The 14,156-nt window shown below is 63.8% G+C and carries 14 protein-coding genes and 1 tRNA gene; 8 read left to right on the plus strand and 7 right to left on the minus strand.

Annotated elements, in window-relative coordinates; translation table 11 throughout:
- Window positions 1-6: 6 nt before the first annotated feature.
- Window positions 7-894 (minus strand): MBL fold metallo-hydrolase, encoded by an 888-nt coding sequence (locus AC3G7M_RS16850; RefSeq protein ID WP_489213283.1) that lies wholly within the window; start codon window positions 892-894, stop codon window positions 7-9.
- Complete coding sequence (locus AC3G7M_RS16855) at window positions 894-1,634, minus strand: dienelactone hydrolase family protein (RefSeq protein ID WP_489213284.1); 741 nt, start codon at window positions 1,632-1,634, stop codon at window positions 894-896. Before AC3G7M_RS16855 ends, AC3G7M_RS16850 begins: the two co-directional genes overlap by 1 nt.
- A gap of 117 nt (window positions 1,635-1,751) precedes the next feature.
- Between AC3G7M_RS16855 and AC3G7M_RS16860 the strand changes: the two genes are divergently transcribed.
- The 4 genes from AC3G7M_RS16860 (at window position 1,752) to AC3G7M_RS16875 (ending at window position 6,984) form a co-directional block, all read left to right on the plus strand.
- Window positions 1,752-2,486 carry a hypothetical protein gene (locus AC3G7M_RS16860; RefSeq protein WP_489213285.1) on the plus strand — a complete coding sequence of 245 codons (735 nt, stop codon included), beginning with the start codon at window positions 1,752-1,754 and terminating at the stop codon, window positions 2,484-2,486.
- An 82-nt stretch (window positions 2,487-2,568) separates the two neighbouring features.
- Window positions 2,569-4,110 (plus strand): peptide chain release factor 3, encoded by a 1,542-nt coding sequence (gene prfC, locus AC3G7M_RS16865; RefSeq protein ID WP_489213286.1) that lies wholly within the window; start codon window positions 2,569-2,571, stop codon window positions 4,108-4,110.
- 52 nt (window positions 4,111-4,162) lie between these two features.
- Window positions 4,163-4,447, plus strand: a complete 285-nt coding sequence (locus tag AC3G7M_RS16870; protein ID WP_489213287.1) for a hypothetical protein — start codon at window positions 4,163-4,165, stop codon at window positions 4,445-4,447.
- Window positions 4,448-4,662: 215 nt separating this feature from the next.
- Complete coding sequence (locus AC3G7M_RS16875; protein WP_489213288.1) at window positions 4,663-6,984, plus strand: NHL repeat-containing protein; 2,322 nt, start codon at window positions 4,663-4,665, stop codon at window positions 6,982-6,984.
- Window positions 6,985-7,003: 19 nt separating this feature from the next.
- Here AC3G7M_RS16875 and AC3G7M_RS16880 read toward each other — a convergent pair whose 3' ends face one another.
- Complete coding sequence (locus AC3G7M_RS16880) at window positions 7,004-7,408, minus strand: GFA family protein (RefSeq protein WP_489213289.1); 405 nt, start codon at window positions 7,406-7,408, stop codon at window positions 7,004-7,006.
- 10 nt (window positions 7,409-7,418) lie between these two features.
- Window positions 7,419-8,309 carry an AraC family transcriptional regulator gene (locus tag AC3G7M_RS16885; RefSeq protein ID WP_489213290.1) on the minus strand — a complete coding sequence of 297 codons (891 nt, stop codon included), beginning with the start codon at window positions 8,307-8,309 and terminating at the stop codon, window positions 7,419-7,421.
- 150 nt (window positions 8,310-8,459) lie between these two features.
- Here AC3G7M_RS16885 and AC3G7M_RS16890 point away from each other — a divergent pair, with 150 nt between their 5' ends.
- Window positions 8,460-9,215 (plus strand): SDR family NAD(P)-dependent oxidoreductase, encoded by a 756-nt coding sequence (locus tag AC3G7M_RS16890; protein ID WP_489213291.1) that lies wholly within the window; start codon window positions 8,460-8,462, stop codon window positions 9,213-9,215.
- A gap of 17 nt (window positions 9,216-9,232) precedes the next feature.
- Here AC3G7M_RS16890 and AC3G7M_RS16895 read toward each other — a convergent pair whose 3' ends face one another.
- From AC3G7M_RS16895 to AC3G7M_RS16905, 3 genes are all read right to left on the minus strand, one after another.
- Window positions 9,233-10,426, minus strand: coding sequence for a multidrug effflux MFS transporter (locus AC3G7M_RS16895; protein ID WP_489213292.1), 1,194 nt, complete (start codon window positions 10,424-10,426; stop codon window positions 9,233-9,235).
- A gap of 123 nt (window positions 10,427-10,549) precedes the next feature.
- Window positions 10,550-10,777 carry a YMGG-like glycine zipper-containing protein gene (locus AC3G7M_RS16900; protein ID WP_489213293.1) on the minus strand — a complete coding sequence of 76 codons (228 nt, stop codon included), beginning with the start codon at window positions 10,775-10,777 and terminating at the stop codon, window positions 10,550-10,552.
- Between the two features lie 141 nt (window positions 10,778-10,918).
- Window positions 10,919-11,860: a complex I NDUFA9 subunit family protein gene (locus AC3G7M_RS16905; protein WP_489213294.1), complete on the minus strand. Its 942-nt coding sequence runs from the start codon at window positions 11,858-11,860 to the stop codon at window positions 10,919-10,921.
- Window positions 11,861-12,014: 154 nt separating this feature from the next.
- Here AC3G7M_RS16905 and AC3G7M_RS16910 point away from each other — a divergent pair.
- The 3 genes from AC3G7M_RS16910 to AC3G7M_RS16920 all read left to right on the plus strand — a co-directional run bounded on the left by AC3G7M_RS16910 (window position 12,015) and on the right by AC3G7M_RS16920 (window position 14,114).
- Window positions 12,015-12,101 (plus strand) — tRNA-Leu (locus AC3G7M_RS16910).
- A gap of 232 nt (window positions 12,102-12,333) precedes the next feature.
- The gene (locus AC3G7M_RS16915; protein ID WP_489213295.1) at window positions 12,334-13,329 is read left to right on the plus strand and encodes a ferritin-like domain-containing protein; all 996 of its coding nucleotides are present in this window, start codon (window positions 12,334-12,336) and stop codon (window positions 13,327-13,329) included.
- Window positions 13,330-13,370: 41 nt separating this feature from the next.
- Window positions 13,371-14,114 carry an SOS response-associated peptidase gene (locus AC3G7M_RS16920; protein WP_489213296.1) on the plus strand — a complete coding sequence of 248 codons (744 nt, stop codon included), beginning with the start codon at window positions 13,371-13,373 and terminating at the stop codon, window positions 14,112-14,114.
- Window positions 14,115-14,156 lie beyond the last annotated feature (42 nt).

Raw genomic sequence — 14,156 nt, forward strand, 5'->3', positions numbered from 1 at the left:
GGTCCCTCAATCATGCAGCGGGAAGGAACTGGCCTCCCCATCGCTATGATAGATCCAAACCCGGCCGCTCCGGGTCTCACGCACGCCATAGCCGAACATATCCTGGGTCCGGCGATAGGGCGCACCGTCCAGCACGCGCTGCAAAGCCCGTTCGGTCTCAGTGATGAGCGACACTTCCGCAATTGCACGCGGCACGTGGCCCGCGCCGATGACATGAACCGGCGCTTCGAGCCGCGCGAGTTTGCCGACCGAGCCCGCGAGATCGGCAATCGATGATTCGTCGTAATGCGCGTAGAGCGGCCCTTCGATCAGCGTATCGCCCACGAATAGAATACCGGCGTCTGGATCGAACAGGGAAATGCCGTCCGGGCTGTGGCCAGGCGTCTCGATGACCTGAAGCTGCCTGTCGCCGAGGTCGATCGCATCGCCATCACGCAGTAAGCCGGTTGCGGCCACGCCACCTGGGCGCCAGGCCTCAAGGTCGAAACCCACGGGAAAGGGGCGCACTGCCTGCTCGGGCGCGCGGGCATAGGCATCCGGGTCCACCGCACGGTCAGCTTCGGCCTTCGCGATGACCGGCTCAAAACCCGCGACATAGCGCTTTAACAGGTCGCGCGGTGCATGCCGCAGCAGCAGGGTTTCCCCCTTCGCCCCGGCCAGCCGCTCGGCAAAAGCCGCGTTTCCGCCGACATGGTCGAAGTGATAATGCGTGTTGATGACCGTGACCGGCAGATCGGTAAGCCCATCCACGAGGGGCCTGATCGGCACGATCCCGGTGCCGCTGTCGATCAGCGCCGCACGGTCCGTTCCCAGATATAGCCAGCTCACCACATGGCCGGGCTCCGCGATCATCCACAGATCGCGCGTGACCTGACGGAGTTCAAACCAATCCATCAGCGCAGCGCCTCCCGGAACAGTCGCAAGGCGGTATCGTAGCCGAAGCGGGCGAGTTCGGCGTCGTAGCGCGGGCCTTCGTCACGCATGAAGGCATGCGCCGCATTGACCTCATGCCATTCGTATTGGACGCCCGCCTCTTCCAGCCGGCTGCGGATCAGGTTGCGGCCCTCGAGCAGCACATGCGGGTCCTGCCGGCCAAAGACCATCAGCAGCGCGCCCTGGATCTCGGCCGCACGGTCCAGGCTGCCGTCATTTGCCCCCGCCCCCAGCGTGTGGGTGTGCAGGTCCGTCGCATAGAAACAGGCGGTCGCCTTCACATCCGGCTGCAAGGCCGCGCGGAAGGCCAGATGCCCGCCCAGACAGACGCCAAAGGCGCCGAGAGCGCCATTACTGTTCGGATGGGATTTGAGGAAATTCAGCGTCGCCCGGCAATCGGCATCGTAACCCGGCACGGGCTTGGCGAATTTCAGCTCGTTGCCACGATCGGTGCCGGGCTTGTCATAGGCGAGCACCGTCCCGGCCGCCTCATATTCGTGATAAACCTCGGGGATTCCAACCACGAAGCCGTGGCTCGCGAGATAGGCGGCGGTGCGGCGGATCGGCGCCGTCACCTGATAGATTTCCGAATAGAGGATGATGGCGGGATAGCGGCCGTCACCCTGCGGCCGCAACACATGCACGCGCATGACGCCCTGTCCCATCGGCAGATCGGTAAAACTATCGGCGTCCAGGCGCATGGCGGTGTCCCTACTTCAGTCAATCCACCGGTTACCATTCGCCGGCCATCTTGGACCAGCCTTGCCGGGCGGGCGGACCCCAGGCAAGGTCCGCCACCTTCGATCACGGGGTTAACGATGCGTCTTTCCTTCCGCAGCCTCGCGATGCTGCTGGGCCTCTGCGCGGCCGTCCCACAGGCCCAGGCGCATCCGTCTCAGATCATCATCCTGCGCCACCCGGAGAAGATCGATCAGTTCCAACTCTGCCCTTTGGGCCAGGAAAGGGCCGAAGCACTCGCCCATCAGTTTCTCGGCCGCGGTGCCTCGCAATCCCTCTTTCCGCCAGGGGTAAAGCCGGCCGCTATCATCGCCATCACCCTGCACAGTCTGGAACTGGCCTCCCCCGTCGCGGCAAGCTGGAGACTGCCGGTGACGACCTATTCCGTGCTGCCCACGTCCAGCAAGGCAATCTTCGAGGCGGAGCTGAACACGGCCACGCGCCACGCGGCGGAGATGGTGATGGGCGACCCTGCCTATACGGGCAAACCCGTCATGATGGTCTGGGAACACAACCACATCGCCCGCCGCCGCCTGGAAGCCCCGGAGGGTGCGCAGCAGGTCACGCTGCGGGAACTCTTCCACCTTAACCGCCTGGCCAATGCACCGCGTGACTGGCCAAGCCAGACCTATGACTATCTCTGGGTGATCGACTTCGCGAACCCCGATTCCGACATCCCGACCGGGTTTCGCATGGTCAAGGAGACCTTCACCGCCCACTATGACAATCTGCCCCAGAACGACTGGGGCACGGCTGAGCCGGTGGGTGATGATGCCGGTTGCCGGAAAATCGGGCTTCAGCTGCCGGTGCGCTGAGCGCCTATACTGAGCCCGGTTCATCGCTGCCCGTCCGCGACTGCCAGTTCCCCGCACCCCCAGTTCTTGCTAGAGGCCGCGCATGAGCCAGACGGTAGACATTGCCGGCGAGATCGCCCGGCGGCGGACCTTCGCCATCATCTCTCACCCTGATGCGGGTAAGACCACCCTGACCGAACGCCTGCTGCGTGCGGGCGGCGCCATTCAGATGGCCGGCAATGTCCGCGCCAAGGGTGAGCGGCGGCGCACGCGCTCGGACTGGATGGGCATCGAACGCGACCGCGGCATTTCGGTCGTGACCTCGGTCATGACCTTTGAATATGGCGGCTGCATCTTCAATCTGCTCGACACGCCGGGCCATGAAGACTTCTCGGAAGACACCTATCGCACACTGACGGCGGTCGATTCCGCCGTGATGGTGATCGACGCCGCCAAGGGTATCGAGGACCGCACGCGCAAGCTGTTTGAGATCTGCCGCCTGCGCGACATCCCCATCATCACCTTCATCAACAAGATGGACCGTGAGGCGCAGGACCCCTTCGCCCTGCTGGATGAGGTCGGGAATGCGCTGGCGCTCGATACCGCGCCCGTCACCTGGCCCGTGGGCCGCGCCTCGGAATTCGCCGGCACGTACGATCTTCGCCGCCGCGAGTACCGGCTGACATCCGAGCTGTCCCAGTCTGACCCGCGCATGATCCAGGTCGGCGAGGAACTGGACCTGGTGCGTGCCGCCCTGCCGGAATTCGATGTCGAAAGCTTCATGGCGGGCCACCTGACCCCGACCTTCTTCGGCTCGGCGATCAAGGATATCGGCGTCACCGATCTGCTCGACGCGCTGGCCGATTTCGGACCCAAACCGCGGGCCCAGCCCGCCGATACGCGCATCGTCGATGCCGCCGAGCCGGATCTGACAGCGCTGGTCTTCAAGATCCAGGCGAATATGGACCCCAACCATCGGGATCGCATCGCCTTCGCCCGCGTCTGTTCGGGGCGCCTCACGCGCGGCATGCGCGTCAAGCAGGTGCGCACCGGCAAGATCATCCCCATGCATGCGCCGCAATTCTTCTTCGCCCGCGACCGCCAGCTCGCGGAAGAGGCTTTCGCCGGCGACGTGGTCGGCATCCCCAACCACGGTACGCTGCGCATCGGCGATACGCTCACCTCGGATGAGATGCTGAACTTCACCGGCGTCCCCTATTTCGCCCCGGAAATCCTGCGCCGCGTGCATCTGTCGGATGCCATGAAGGCCAAGAAGCTGCGCACGGCGCTGCAGGAACTGGCGGAGGAAGGCGTGGTGCAGCTCTTCCGCCCGCAGGACGGCTCGCCGCCCATCGTCGGCGTCGTCGGCACCCTGCAGCTGGACGTGCTGCAGGCGCGCCTCGCCGGCGAATACGGCACCCCGATCACCTTCGAGGGCGTCCCCTATTCGCTCGCGCGCTGGGTATCCGGCGACAAGCTGACGCTCGAGAAGTTCATCGCCACCCAGCGCACATCGATGGCCGATGACGTGGACGGCGATCCGGTCTTCCTCGCCTCCTCCGCCTTCATGCTGAAGCGCGCGATTGAGAATTACGAGACGCTGATCTTCCGCGACATCAAGGACATCCGCCCCCAGGCGGCCTGATGGCTGGAAGTTTTTTAGTTCTTTTTTCCAAAAAAGAACGGAAACTTGCGACATGTTTCATCTGCATGTCGATCCCCTGACGGCGCTCGGCGTGCTGGTGGCAACGGCCGGGACGGACGCGGTTTATGTCCGTTTCACCGCCGCCGTCGCCGATCGCAAGCGGGTGCCGGCGGCGACCTGGAGCAGCCTCTGGTATCTGCTCTCGGCCTTCGCCGTGATCAGCTACACCCAGAACTGGATATACGTTCTGTTTGCGGCCGCTGGCTCGTGGATCGGCGCCTATCTGTCGATCACCTTCATGCGCGGCCGACCGCTGCGGAAGAGAGAGCGCGGCTGATCCGGCACCAGGCGCACAACCCATAGCGTTGAATCATCAATATAATGATTTGCCCACGATATTTTTATGCATTATCTTCCGCAAAGAATTCGTTGCAATTTCCTTATATTCGTGGAATCGATCTCCGCGCTCGGCGCAGGCAGATTTGCGCGCCGAAGATAAAAACGCGCCTCACCCATCGCCTCAGAGAATAAGAAACTCAGAAAGACAGTGTCATGGCCGCGAACTTGACCAAGCCGCTGATCGTGCCGCGCTGGGACAGTCAGGACGTGGTCTTCTACACGCCTGGCACGCAGACATCGCCGCTCGGCCAGCCCGTGCTGAACCCGAACTTCACCGTCGACCAGACGGTTCTCTCGCCCCTCTTCAATAACGCAGCTGGCTCACCCAATGTCGTCGCGCTTAACGGGGCTGACCTTTATGTCGCGGTCTCCGGCGACGCCGCTGGCATCGTCAAGCTTCCAAATTATCTCGGCGATCCAGGCACGGCAAAAAGCCATGCCGTTGTGATTGATCAGCATGCTATCGATGCGAATGCGAACGATTACGTGGGCCTTGTGCTGGATGTTTCCGGCACGGACCTTTACGCTGCCGTCGGACCGAACTACCCGAACAACAGCCTCTATCGCTATCCAAACGCCGGCAGCGCGACCGGCGCCGTCACCGGTATCAATCTCGGCACTGCCGGCCAGACCTCCTATTTCGCCAACCTGGTCTTCGATGCTGCGGGCAATCTTTGGGCGAATGATTACCTCAACAACCGCCTGGTTGTCTTCGCGGCCGCCAGCCTGACCGGCGCCGGTCCCGCAACCTGGCTCGCTTTGACCAATGGTGCCACACCCCTCGCCGTCGCCAATACCGCCGCCGGCTTTCCGGCCTCCGTCAGTGCGCTCTTCGCCTCCCCCGAGGGGCTGGATTTTGACGGTTACAGCGCCGCGGCCAATCTCTGGGTGGCCAATAATAACGATGGCTACAATGCGCAGCAGATTGCGACACCGAATACGACGCTGGTGCAGATCACCGGAAGCTTGATCGCGAAGCTTCAGGGGCTGCTGGCGACACAACCCAATTCCTCGGTGTCCATCGACAGCTTCACTGCCAATACCGATTATTTCATCTATCAGCTGCCGAATTATCCCAGCGCCGCCGGCTCCACCCAGCGACCGCAATTGGGGGGGCTGCAAATCGATAAAGCAGCTGGATTGCTCTATGTGAATGACGAGACGAACGACCCGGGCAATGGCTGGGTGCGCACCTATAGCCTTGCCACCCTGGCCGCGATCACCAATGATCCCACGGATACCAGCAGCGAACTCCTCTCCAATGCAGTGACAAGCCAGAGCGGCAATGGCGGCATCGCCCTGATCGGCCTGGGCGCCTATATCGGCGACACGGCGGCTGACACGACGGCGGCGCTGGAACCCGATCCTTCCGCCACGACCCCGCCCAATGTCCCCTGGGAAAGCCCCAATATCGTCGCGACGATCGAAAATACGCCGGGGCTGACAGTCTTGCCGGTACCCTATGCCGATCCGCAGATCGGCCTCGGCGCCGATGGCACGGATACCGTGCTCGGCGGGATTGAGCGCTACATCTACGTGCAGGTGAACAATTTCGGCCCGCGCGCAACCGCGGGACTGGAGCAGCTGCACCTCTACTGGGGTAAGGCGAGTGCCACGCTGAACTGGCCGCAGCCCTGGGACGGCAATGCGCCGCCCGATCCGCAAGCCGGCCTGCCGGTCGGGCATATCATTGCGGTGCCAGCAGCGCTGCAAACCGTGCCCTCCATCCCTGGCTTCGGCCATGTCATCATCGGCCCGGTCCCTTGGACGACGCCTGACCCGACGCAATACAGCGTGCAGGATGGGCATTTCTGCCTGCTCGCCCGCCTGGTGACACCCAACGCCAATTATGCGGAGAACACACCATCGGATTCCGCGTCACCCGCGGATTCCTCGCTCCTCGCCTTCGCGGGCCAGAGCTTTCCCGAAGCCTCTGATCTGAACATCAATGTCGTCAACAATGCGCGCATCGCCTGGCGCAATATCCATATCATCGCGACCGAGCCTGGCGGCGGCGGCACGGGTGGCCCCGCCATTCGCCTGCCCCCTGGCGTGTCGCTCACCAATCGCGGCCGGGCACCCTTGCACCTCAATATCAGCTTTGAGATTTTGGATGAGGCCGCCCAGCCCTTGCGTGAGCTCCAAGGCCCGCTGGTGATCTTGGCGCGCGGCAAAGCCCTGGAGACGCTGGAGCGCAGCGCGCTGGGGCCGCTGCACCGTCCTGACCCGGCGCGGCCGCATGAATCTTGGCACGCCTTGCCGGACCACCGCATCGGCATCGCCGATCTGCCGCTCGCCGCCCACGAAACACTCCTCTTCCATATTGCCTATGCGGCGCCCGAGGCCACGAATTATGCCATTCGTGCCAAGGTCTTCGACACCATCGGGGGAGAGGCGCGGCTGATCGGCGGCCAGACTTTCGTCTATGGGCATGTTGCGGGCATCAACCGGAGGCCGCACCATCACCACGGCTGACGCGGAGGGGTGGCAGCGCTTACCCCTCCCGCTCCCCCGTCGGGTAAGCCGGCAGCCCGTCGCCCAGAACCTCCCAGCTGATCTTCTCGGAGACCCAGACATGTTCGGTCGGGGGAAAAGCCTGCGGATCGTCCAGGCTGACGGTCATGATGTCGATCGCCCCCGGCTTGTCCTCGTTGAAATAGGTCAGCGGCGAGCCGCAGGTACCGCAGAAAGTGCGCACAACACGGGACGAGGAGCGGTAGCTGACAGGGTCGCCCTTGGTCACGGCGAAGGCTGCGAAAGAAACGCCGGCATAGGGCAAGGACGGCGCCGAGGCTGTCCTGCGGCAGGTCTCGCAATGACACAAGCCGCTGCTAGAGGGTGGCTCCGTCAGCTTATAGCGAATGGCACCGCAAAGGCAGCCGCCTATCATCGCCCTCATCCAACCCTCCTTATGCCGCCGCGCGCCGTTCCAAAACATCCCGCCTGGGCGACGCGCCGAACATGCGCCCATACTCGCGGGTGAACTGGGATGCGCTCTCATACCCGACGTCGAAGGCCGCCTGCGCTGCCGTTTTGGCCTCCGCGCGCATCAGACGACGCGCCTCCAGAAGGCGGATCTGCTTCTGGAACTGCAGGGGCGAGATGGCGGTCAGCGTCTTGAAATGCTGATGGAAGGATGAAAGGCTCATGCCCGCGGCTTCGGCCAGCCGTTCCACCCGCAAGGGCTGATTGAACTCCGCGCGCAGCACAGCGATGGCGCGCGCGATGCGCTGGGCGTGGCTATCGGCGGGGGCAAGGCGACGCAACACGTCACCGTGCTGGCCCATCAGCAGCCAATAATGCAGCTCACGCACGGTCGCATCCCTCAGCACGGCGGCGGCCGAAGGCAGGTCTACCAGCCGCACCAGGCGCGTCACGCAGTCCAGCACGCCGTCATCCGTTTCCTGCACAAAAAGCGGGGCCTGCTGTGCGGGCTCGGCCGCTGGCTGGGACCCCGTTTCCTCCAGCAGACTTCGGATCACCGCCATATCCAGCTCAAAGGCGATGGCCAGATAGGGCGCCAGCCGGGTCGCCTGGGTAATGCGCCCGATCGCCGGGATATCGATATTGACCAGAAGAGATTGACCGGCGGCGAAATCCGCCACCCGGTCGCCGGCCATGACCTGCTTGGCACCCTGGAGAACAATGCAAATCAACGGCCGGTAGACATCATGGGTTATCCGGCCGGGTGCGTCCTGCCGCATCAGCGAGAGCCCGGCGATGGGGGTCTGCGCCAGACCCTCCGCATCAGCATATATCTGGGCATATCGCATGATGGCACATCTGACGGCATCGCTCATAAGATACTCTCCTGCCCACAATCCTCTAGCACATCACAACCTCTGCCGTCAGGACGTTCGGAGGATTAGGCAAGAAATCGGGTCCTTCAGGCAACCGGGACCGGCCGCGCTGGGCTACATCATCCTCACCCCTTGTTCAGGAGACGTGTCATGACCCAAATCGCCCTCATTACCGGCGGCAGCCGCGGCCTCGGCCGCAATACCGCGCTTCATCTCGCCCGCCGCGGCGTGGATGTCATCCTCACCTATCATTCCCGCGCCGATGAGGCGGACAGCGCGGTGCGGCAGATCGAGGCGCTTGGCCGCCGCGCCGTGGCCCTGCAGCTCGATACCGGTGCTGCCGGCACTTTCGGCGCCTTCGCCGAGCGTCTGTCACAGACTCTGCGTGACACCTGGAATACCGATCGCTTCCAATTCCTGGTCAACAACGCGGGCATCGGTATCCATCGCCCCTTCGCCGAGGTGACCGAGGCGGAGTTCGACCAGCTCGCCAATATCCACCTCAAAGGCGTCTTCTTTCTCACGCAGAAGCTGCTGCCACTGATCGCCGATGGCGGGCGCATTGTGAACCTTTCCAGCGGCCTCGCCCGCTTCAGCCTGCCGGGCTATTCCGCCTATGCCATGATGAAGGGCGGCATCGAGGTTCTGACCCGCTATCTCGCGAAGGAGCTGGGCGCGCGCGGCATTGCCGTCAATACGGTGGCCCCCGGCGCCATCGAAACCGATTTCGGCGGCGGCGCGGTGCGCGACAATCCCGATTACAACCGGATGGTTGCCCAGGGCACCGCGCTGGGCCGCGCCGGACTGCCGGACGATATCGGGCCGATGATCGCCTCGCTGCTCTCGGAGGATAATCGCTGGATCAATGGCCAGCGGATTGAGGTTTCGGGCGGTATCTTTCTCTGACCGGTACGGCGGGCGCTTCAGGTCTTGGCGCCCGCCGCGGCCTTCGGCCGCAGGCGGTTGAAGCCCACCATGCAGATCGCGCCCGCCAGCATGCACAGCGCCATGGCGCGGGGCGAGGAATCGCTTAGCTCACCCACGATCATGCCGCTGACCGCACCGATCGAGAATTGCAGCGTGCCGGTCAGCGCCGAAGCGACGCCGGCATTCTGGTGCTGCCGCGACATCACCGCGACCGTGCCATTGGGAAAGATGCAGCCCAGCGAGGCGATGCAGACGAATAGCCCGATCAGCGTAGGCACCAGCCCGGCCAGACCCAGCAGGGAGATGATGGTGAGATAAACCGTGCCGCCCAGCATGATCAGGACGGCCAAGGACAAGGTGCGGTCGATGCCAAAGCGGGTGGCGAAGAGCCGTCCGTTGAACTGGCTGGCCATGATCAGACCGAAGCCGTTCAGGCCGAAAATGCAGCCATAGACCACCGGGCTGACGTGAAAGCCACTCTCAAACACCAGCGGCGAACCGCCGAGATAGGAGAAGAGCGTGGCGCTCGCGAAGGCGACGACGAGTGCCGCCGGCAAAAAGTTGCGGTCACGCGCCACCTGCACATAGCGCTGGAAGACGCTGATCAGACCGTGCCGGACCCGCATCTCAGGCGGCAGCGTATCCGGCAGGAGGAAGACGACAAGCGAGAGATTGATGATGCCATAGACCGCCTGGACCCAGAAAATGGCGCGCCAGCCAGCCCAGTTCAGCACGAAGCCGCCCAGTGCGGGTGCCAATATGGGAGAGACGCCCATGACGAGCATGAGCTGCGCCATCATCCGCGCCGCGCTCGGTCCATTGGACAGATCACGCACCACGGCGCGCGGCACCACCATGCTCGACGCGCCGCCGAGCGCCGCCAAAAAACGGAATATGGAAAAGGTGACGAGGCTGGTGGAGAGCGCACAACCGATGGTCGCCAGCGTATAGATCGACATGCCGACCACAAGCGGCGCCTTGCGGCCGACCCGGTCGGCCAGCGGCCCCAGGATCAGCTGACCGAGCGCCAGGCCCACGAAGAAGGTCGCAAGCGTGATTTGCGCGCCACCGCGCACGCCGCCCAGTTCCCGTGCAATCTGCGGAAAGGCGGGCAGATACATGTCGATTGAAATCGACCCGACGGCGGTCAGAAAACCGAGAAGGGCGGGAAGCCAGACGGGAACAGACATTGTCCTTCTCTGGCATAGCGGCCGCCGTGATGGACGCTTGAAAAGCCGAGATCAGACCTGCCGCATCCCGTGTTGTGCGCGATCAGAAGCCGTGCCGCGCACAACAGGGATACGCAACAGGGCTTAGGGTGCGGTCAACGCGCCGCCCGCCGCGCCGATACCGCCGCCGACCAGCGCGCCGGTGCCGGCATTACCGCCGGTCGCGGCACCCACGGCCGCACCGGCACCGGCACCGATAGCGCCGCCCGTGAGGGCGCGGGTCAGCGGTGAATGACCGCAGGCCGAGAGAGAGAGAGCGGTCGACCCGAACGCCAGACTGAGGACGACGGCACGAAGCGAAATAACCTTCACGGCAACCTCCCAAATGAATGGCGAGGTAACGGGAAGCGGAACCTCGCCGAGATAATCAGCTGGGCGGGAATGTTGTGCCGCGCCGCGCTTTCGCAAGCGGAGACGCCGCCGCTTGCGAGCGGGGCGCCCTGGCATTTCCGTTCACGAATTTGGGCGCAAGCCGCCATAGCGGGAGAGGTAGGCCGGCACCACAAGATCGATCGGGCGCGGCGTGATGCCGAGCGCTGGCAAGCCCGGCACCAATCCGCTCACCACATTATCGGTCGCCAGCATCTCCAGCTGATCCGTGGTGAACAGCTTGCCGGGCAGCCGCTCCAGAACCGCCGCCTGGATACGCGCGACAGCGGGTGGGATGGTAACAAGCGGCCGCTTGAGCCCCGTCTCTTTCACGATATACGCCAGAATCTCCCGGAAACTCAGGACCTGGGGTCCGCCAAGCTCATATAGACGCGGCGCCTCAGGCGGCAGGGCAAGTGCCGCCATGATGGCGTCAGCGACATCGCCCACATAGACGGGCTGAAACCGCGTCCGCCCTGAGATCACGGGCAGAAAAGGCGAGATGCGGGCCATGGCACCGAAGCGGTTGAAGAACTGATCCTCGGCCCCGAAGACGATCGAAGGGCGCAGAATCACCGCATCCGGGAAGCCGGCGGAGACCGCGGCCTCGCCGGCCGCCTTGCTGCGGCCGTAGCCGCTTTTGCTGGTGCCGGAGGCACCGATGGCCGAGATATGAACCAGATGCTTCACCCCGGCGCGGGAGGCTTCGTCCGCAATGATGCGCGGACCGGTGCCATGGGCACGGACGAAATCGCCCGATCTCTGCTCCGCCAGGATACCGACGAGATTGACCACGACCTCCGCCCCCTGAATGGCGCGGGCGACGGCGCTCGCATCCGACAGCGGGGCATACAGCGGCACGACCTCACCCGGATTGCCCATGAGCTTGAGACGCGATGCCTTTTCCGTGTCGCGCCCCGCGATCCGCACCGTAAATCCCTGACGCAGCAAATGCGGCACCAGGTAGCGGCCAATGAAACCCGCGCCTCCAAAAACAGTCGCAATCCTGCGTCCTTCGACCTGCATCGCGTTTTTCCCTGTGCCTATCGTTGAGTTATGACAGCATTACGGGTCAGCAGAGCAGCCCTCAAGATCAAGCACGGCTTTGAACGCGGTCTCGTGATCGGGGCCTGTTGACGCGAAGCGACAGGATGGTTACACCCCGCGTCACCGCAGGATTGCCCAGATGGCGGAATTGGTAGACGCGCAGGTTTCAGGTACCTGTGGCCGCAAGGTCGTGGAAGTTCGAGTCTTCTTCTGGGCACCAACGGCTTCCGATGATTTCGTCTTTGCGAAATCTCGGACAGGCTGACTATCAGGCGGTTCTCCTAAAATCACAAGAACGTTTCGCGGCTATGCTGATCCTGCAGCATGGCCCGCGCGGCGTTTTATTGCCGTGTCATGCCCCGACGCACTGCGTTGGCGCCGCCGCCGCACGCGGCTATAGTGTCGCTGACCCAACGGTCAGCGGCGGGTCTGCATGCAAGAGGTCAGGGACGATGAGCGCTGTCGTGGATGATTTTTTCACCGAATCTCATGTGCCGGGATTCGTGCCACCTGTGCTGCCGACCGAACGCCCGCAGGACGCGATGGACAGGGCCGACCGCATCTCCCGCCACTGGACCAGCCGGCATCAGGGTCCGCTCCGCCCCGGATCGGACGAACATAAGGCTGAGGTCCACCGCATGTTCGCGGAGACCTTCAATCCCTATCGCCCCTCGGTCATTCCCTGGCCGAAGCTGGACCCCGAGACGCTGCACCGCATCACCTCCCTGCCCATCTGGGACATCGCGGTGGAGACTGAAGGCAAGGCCCGCCTGCGCATGGCCGCCTATGCGGGTGATCTGCGCGACCCGGACATGCGGATGGCCTTGGCTCTCAACGCCTGGGAAGAGAACCGCCATAAAGAGGTGCTGTCGAAGCTCGTGGCGGCCTATGACATTCCGCTCGCGGTCGAGCCGGCCTATATCAAGCCCCGCGATACGGAATGGGCCTATCTCGTCACCGGCTTCAGCGAATGCGTCGACAGTTTCTTCGCCTTTGGGCTGTTCGAGACGGCCAAGCGGTCCGGCTTTTTCCCGCCGGAATTGATCGAGACCTTCGAGCCGGTGATTCAGGAAGAGTGCCGGCATATTCTGCTATTTGCGAATTGGCTGGCCTGGCACCGGGCGCGCCTGCCCTGGTACAAGCGCATCTGGTTTGAACTGCGCGTCTGGGCGGTCTGGGTGTTCCTTGGCTATGAGCGCATCGGCCTTGCCCGCAGCATGGATGGTGACGGTAAGGAACGCGCGCAGGACAATAATTTCACCGTCAATGGCGCCAAGGCGGTCAGCGATGTCGATATCGAGCTGGTCGACCTGATGGAGGTCTGTCTGGCCGAGAATGACCGCCGCTTTTCGGGCTATGACGCGCGGCTGGTGCGGCCGACGACAATGCCGGCGCTGACGCGCTTTGGCATCCGCATCATCAAACTCTTCAAGCGCAAGAAGCGGTAAAATGCCTGCGTGCCGGCCTCACGCCGCGTCATACTAGCCAGATGTGCGGCCGTTTCGCCTCCACCCTGCCGCCTGAGCAGATCGAAGCGCTCTTTGCCGTGCTGGGCGGCCTTCCCGGTTTGGCGCCATCCTGGAACGTCACCCCGCGCCAGGATGCGCTGATCGTCCGCCGCCATCCAGAGACCGGGGCGCGCCGCGCCGATGCCTTAAACTGGGGATTTCTTCCCCATTTCGCCAGAGAGTTGCGGGGCGCACCCCGGCCGATCAATGCGCGATCCGAAACCCTTGCCACTTCGCCGCTCTTCGGCCGCACCTATCGGGGCGGGCGCCGCTGTCTGGTCCCTGCCACGCTATTCTACGAATGGCATACCGGGACCAACGGGAAGCAGCCCTATGCGGTGGCGCGCGCCGATGATGCGCCGCTCGTCTTTGGCGGTTTATGGGAAGGCTGGCGCGGCGCGGACGGTACCATCATCCGAAGTTTCGTGATCGTCACGACACCGGCCAGCGCCGATATCGCGAGCCTGCACGAACGCATGCCGCTGGTACTGGAACCAGCCGACTGGCCGCTTTGGCTGGGAGAGGAAGACCGCGATCCAGCGACACTGTTACGGCCAACGCCGGCTGGCACGCTGCGGGCATGGCCAGTATCCCTGCGCGTGAACAGCGCGAACCAAAATGATGCGGCGCTCGCCGATCCTGTCACGCCCGACGCCCCCTCTCCAGCGCCGGCCGCTGGCCCGCGCAGGCCAGACCAGGGTCCAAGCCTGCCCCTGTTTTCCTGACCTGCCGCAGCGTCGATCACCGAACGGCGGCTGCCTGCCGCA

Source organism: Acidisoma sibiricum (assembly GCF_057837225.1).

Excerpts from the sequence above, each read along its gene's own strand:
- AC3G7M_RS16850 (WP_489213283.1), bottom strand. The coding sequence starts at position 894 with ATGGATTGGTTTGAACTCCGTCAGGTCACGCGCGATCTGTGGATGATC.
- AC3G7M_RS16915 (WP_489213295.1), top strand. The coding sequence starts at position 12,334 with ATGAGCGCTGTCGTGGATGATTTTTTCACCGAATCTCATGTGCCGGGA.
- AC3G7M_RS16920 (WP_489213296.1), top strand. The coding sequence starts at position 13,371 with ATGTGCGGCCGTTTCGCCTCCACCCTGCCGCCTGAGCAGATCGAAGCG.
- AC3G7M_RS16895 (WP_489213292.1), bottom strand. The coding sequence starts at position 10,426 with ATGTCTGTTCCCGTCTGGCTTCCCGCCCTTCTCGGTTTTCTGACCGCC.
- AC3G7M_RS16855 (WP_489213284.1), bottom strand. The coding sequence starts at position 1,634 with ATGCGCCTGGACGCCGATAGTTTTACCGATCTGCCGATGGGACAGGGC.
- AC3G7M_RS16870 (WP_489213287.1), top strand. The coding sequence starts at position 4,163 with ATGTTTCATCTGCATGTCGATCCCCTGACGGCGCTCGGCGTGCTGGTG.
- AC3G7M_RS16885 (WP_489213290.1), bottom strand. The coding sequence starts at position 8,309 with ATGAGCGATGCCGTCAGATGTGCCATCATGCGATATGCCCAGATATAT.
- AC3G7M_RS16890 (WP_489213291.1), top strand. The coding sequence starts at position 8,460 with ATGACCCAAATCGCCCTCATTACCGGCGGCAGCCGCGGCCTCGGCCGC.
- AC3G7M_RS16860 (WP_489213285.1), top strand. The coding sequence starts at position 1,752 with ATGCGTCTTTCCTTCCGCAGCCTCGCGATGCTGCTGGGCCTCTGCGCG.
- AC3G7M_RS16875 (WP_489213288.1), top strand. The coding sequence starts at position 4,663 with ATGGCCGCGAACTTGACCAAGCCGCTGATCGTGCCGCGCTGGGACAGT.
- prfC (WP_489213286.1), top strand. The coding sequence starts at position 2,569 with ATGAGCCAGACGGTAGACATTGCCGGCGAGATCGCCCGGCGGCGGACC.
- AC3G7M_RS16905 (WP_489213294.1), bottom strand. The coding sequence starts at position 11,860 with ATGCAGGTCGAAGGACGCAGGATTGCGACTGTTTTTGGAGGCGCGGGT.
- AC3G7M_RS16880 (WP_489213289.1), bottom strand. The coding sequence starts at position 7,408 with ATGAGGGCGATGATAGGCGGCTGCCTTTGCGGTGCCATTCGCTATAAG.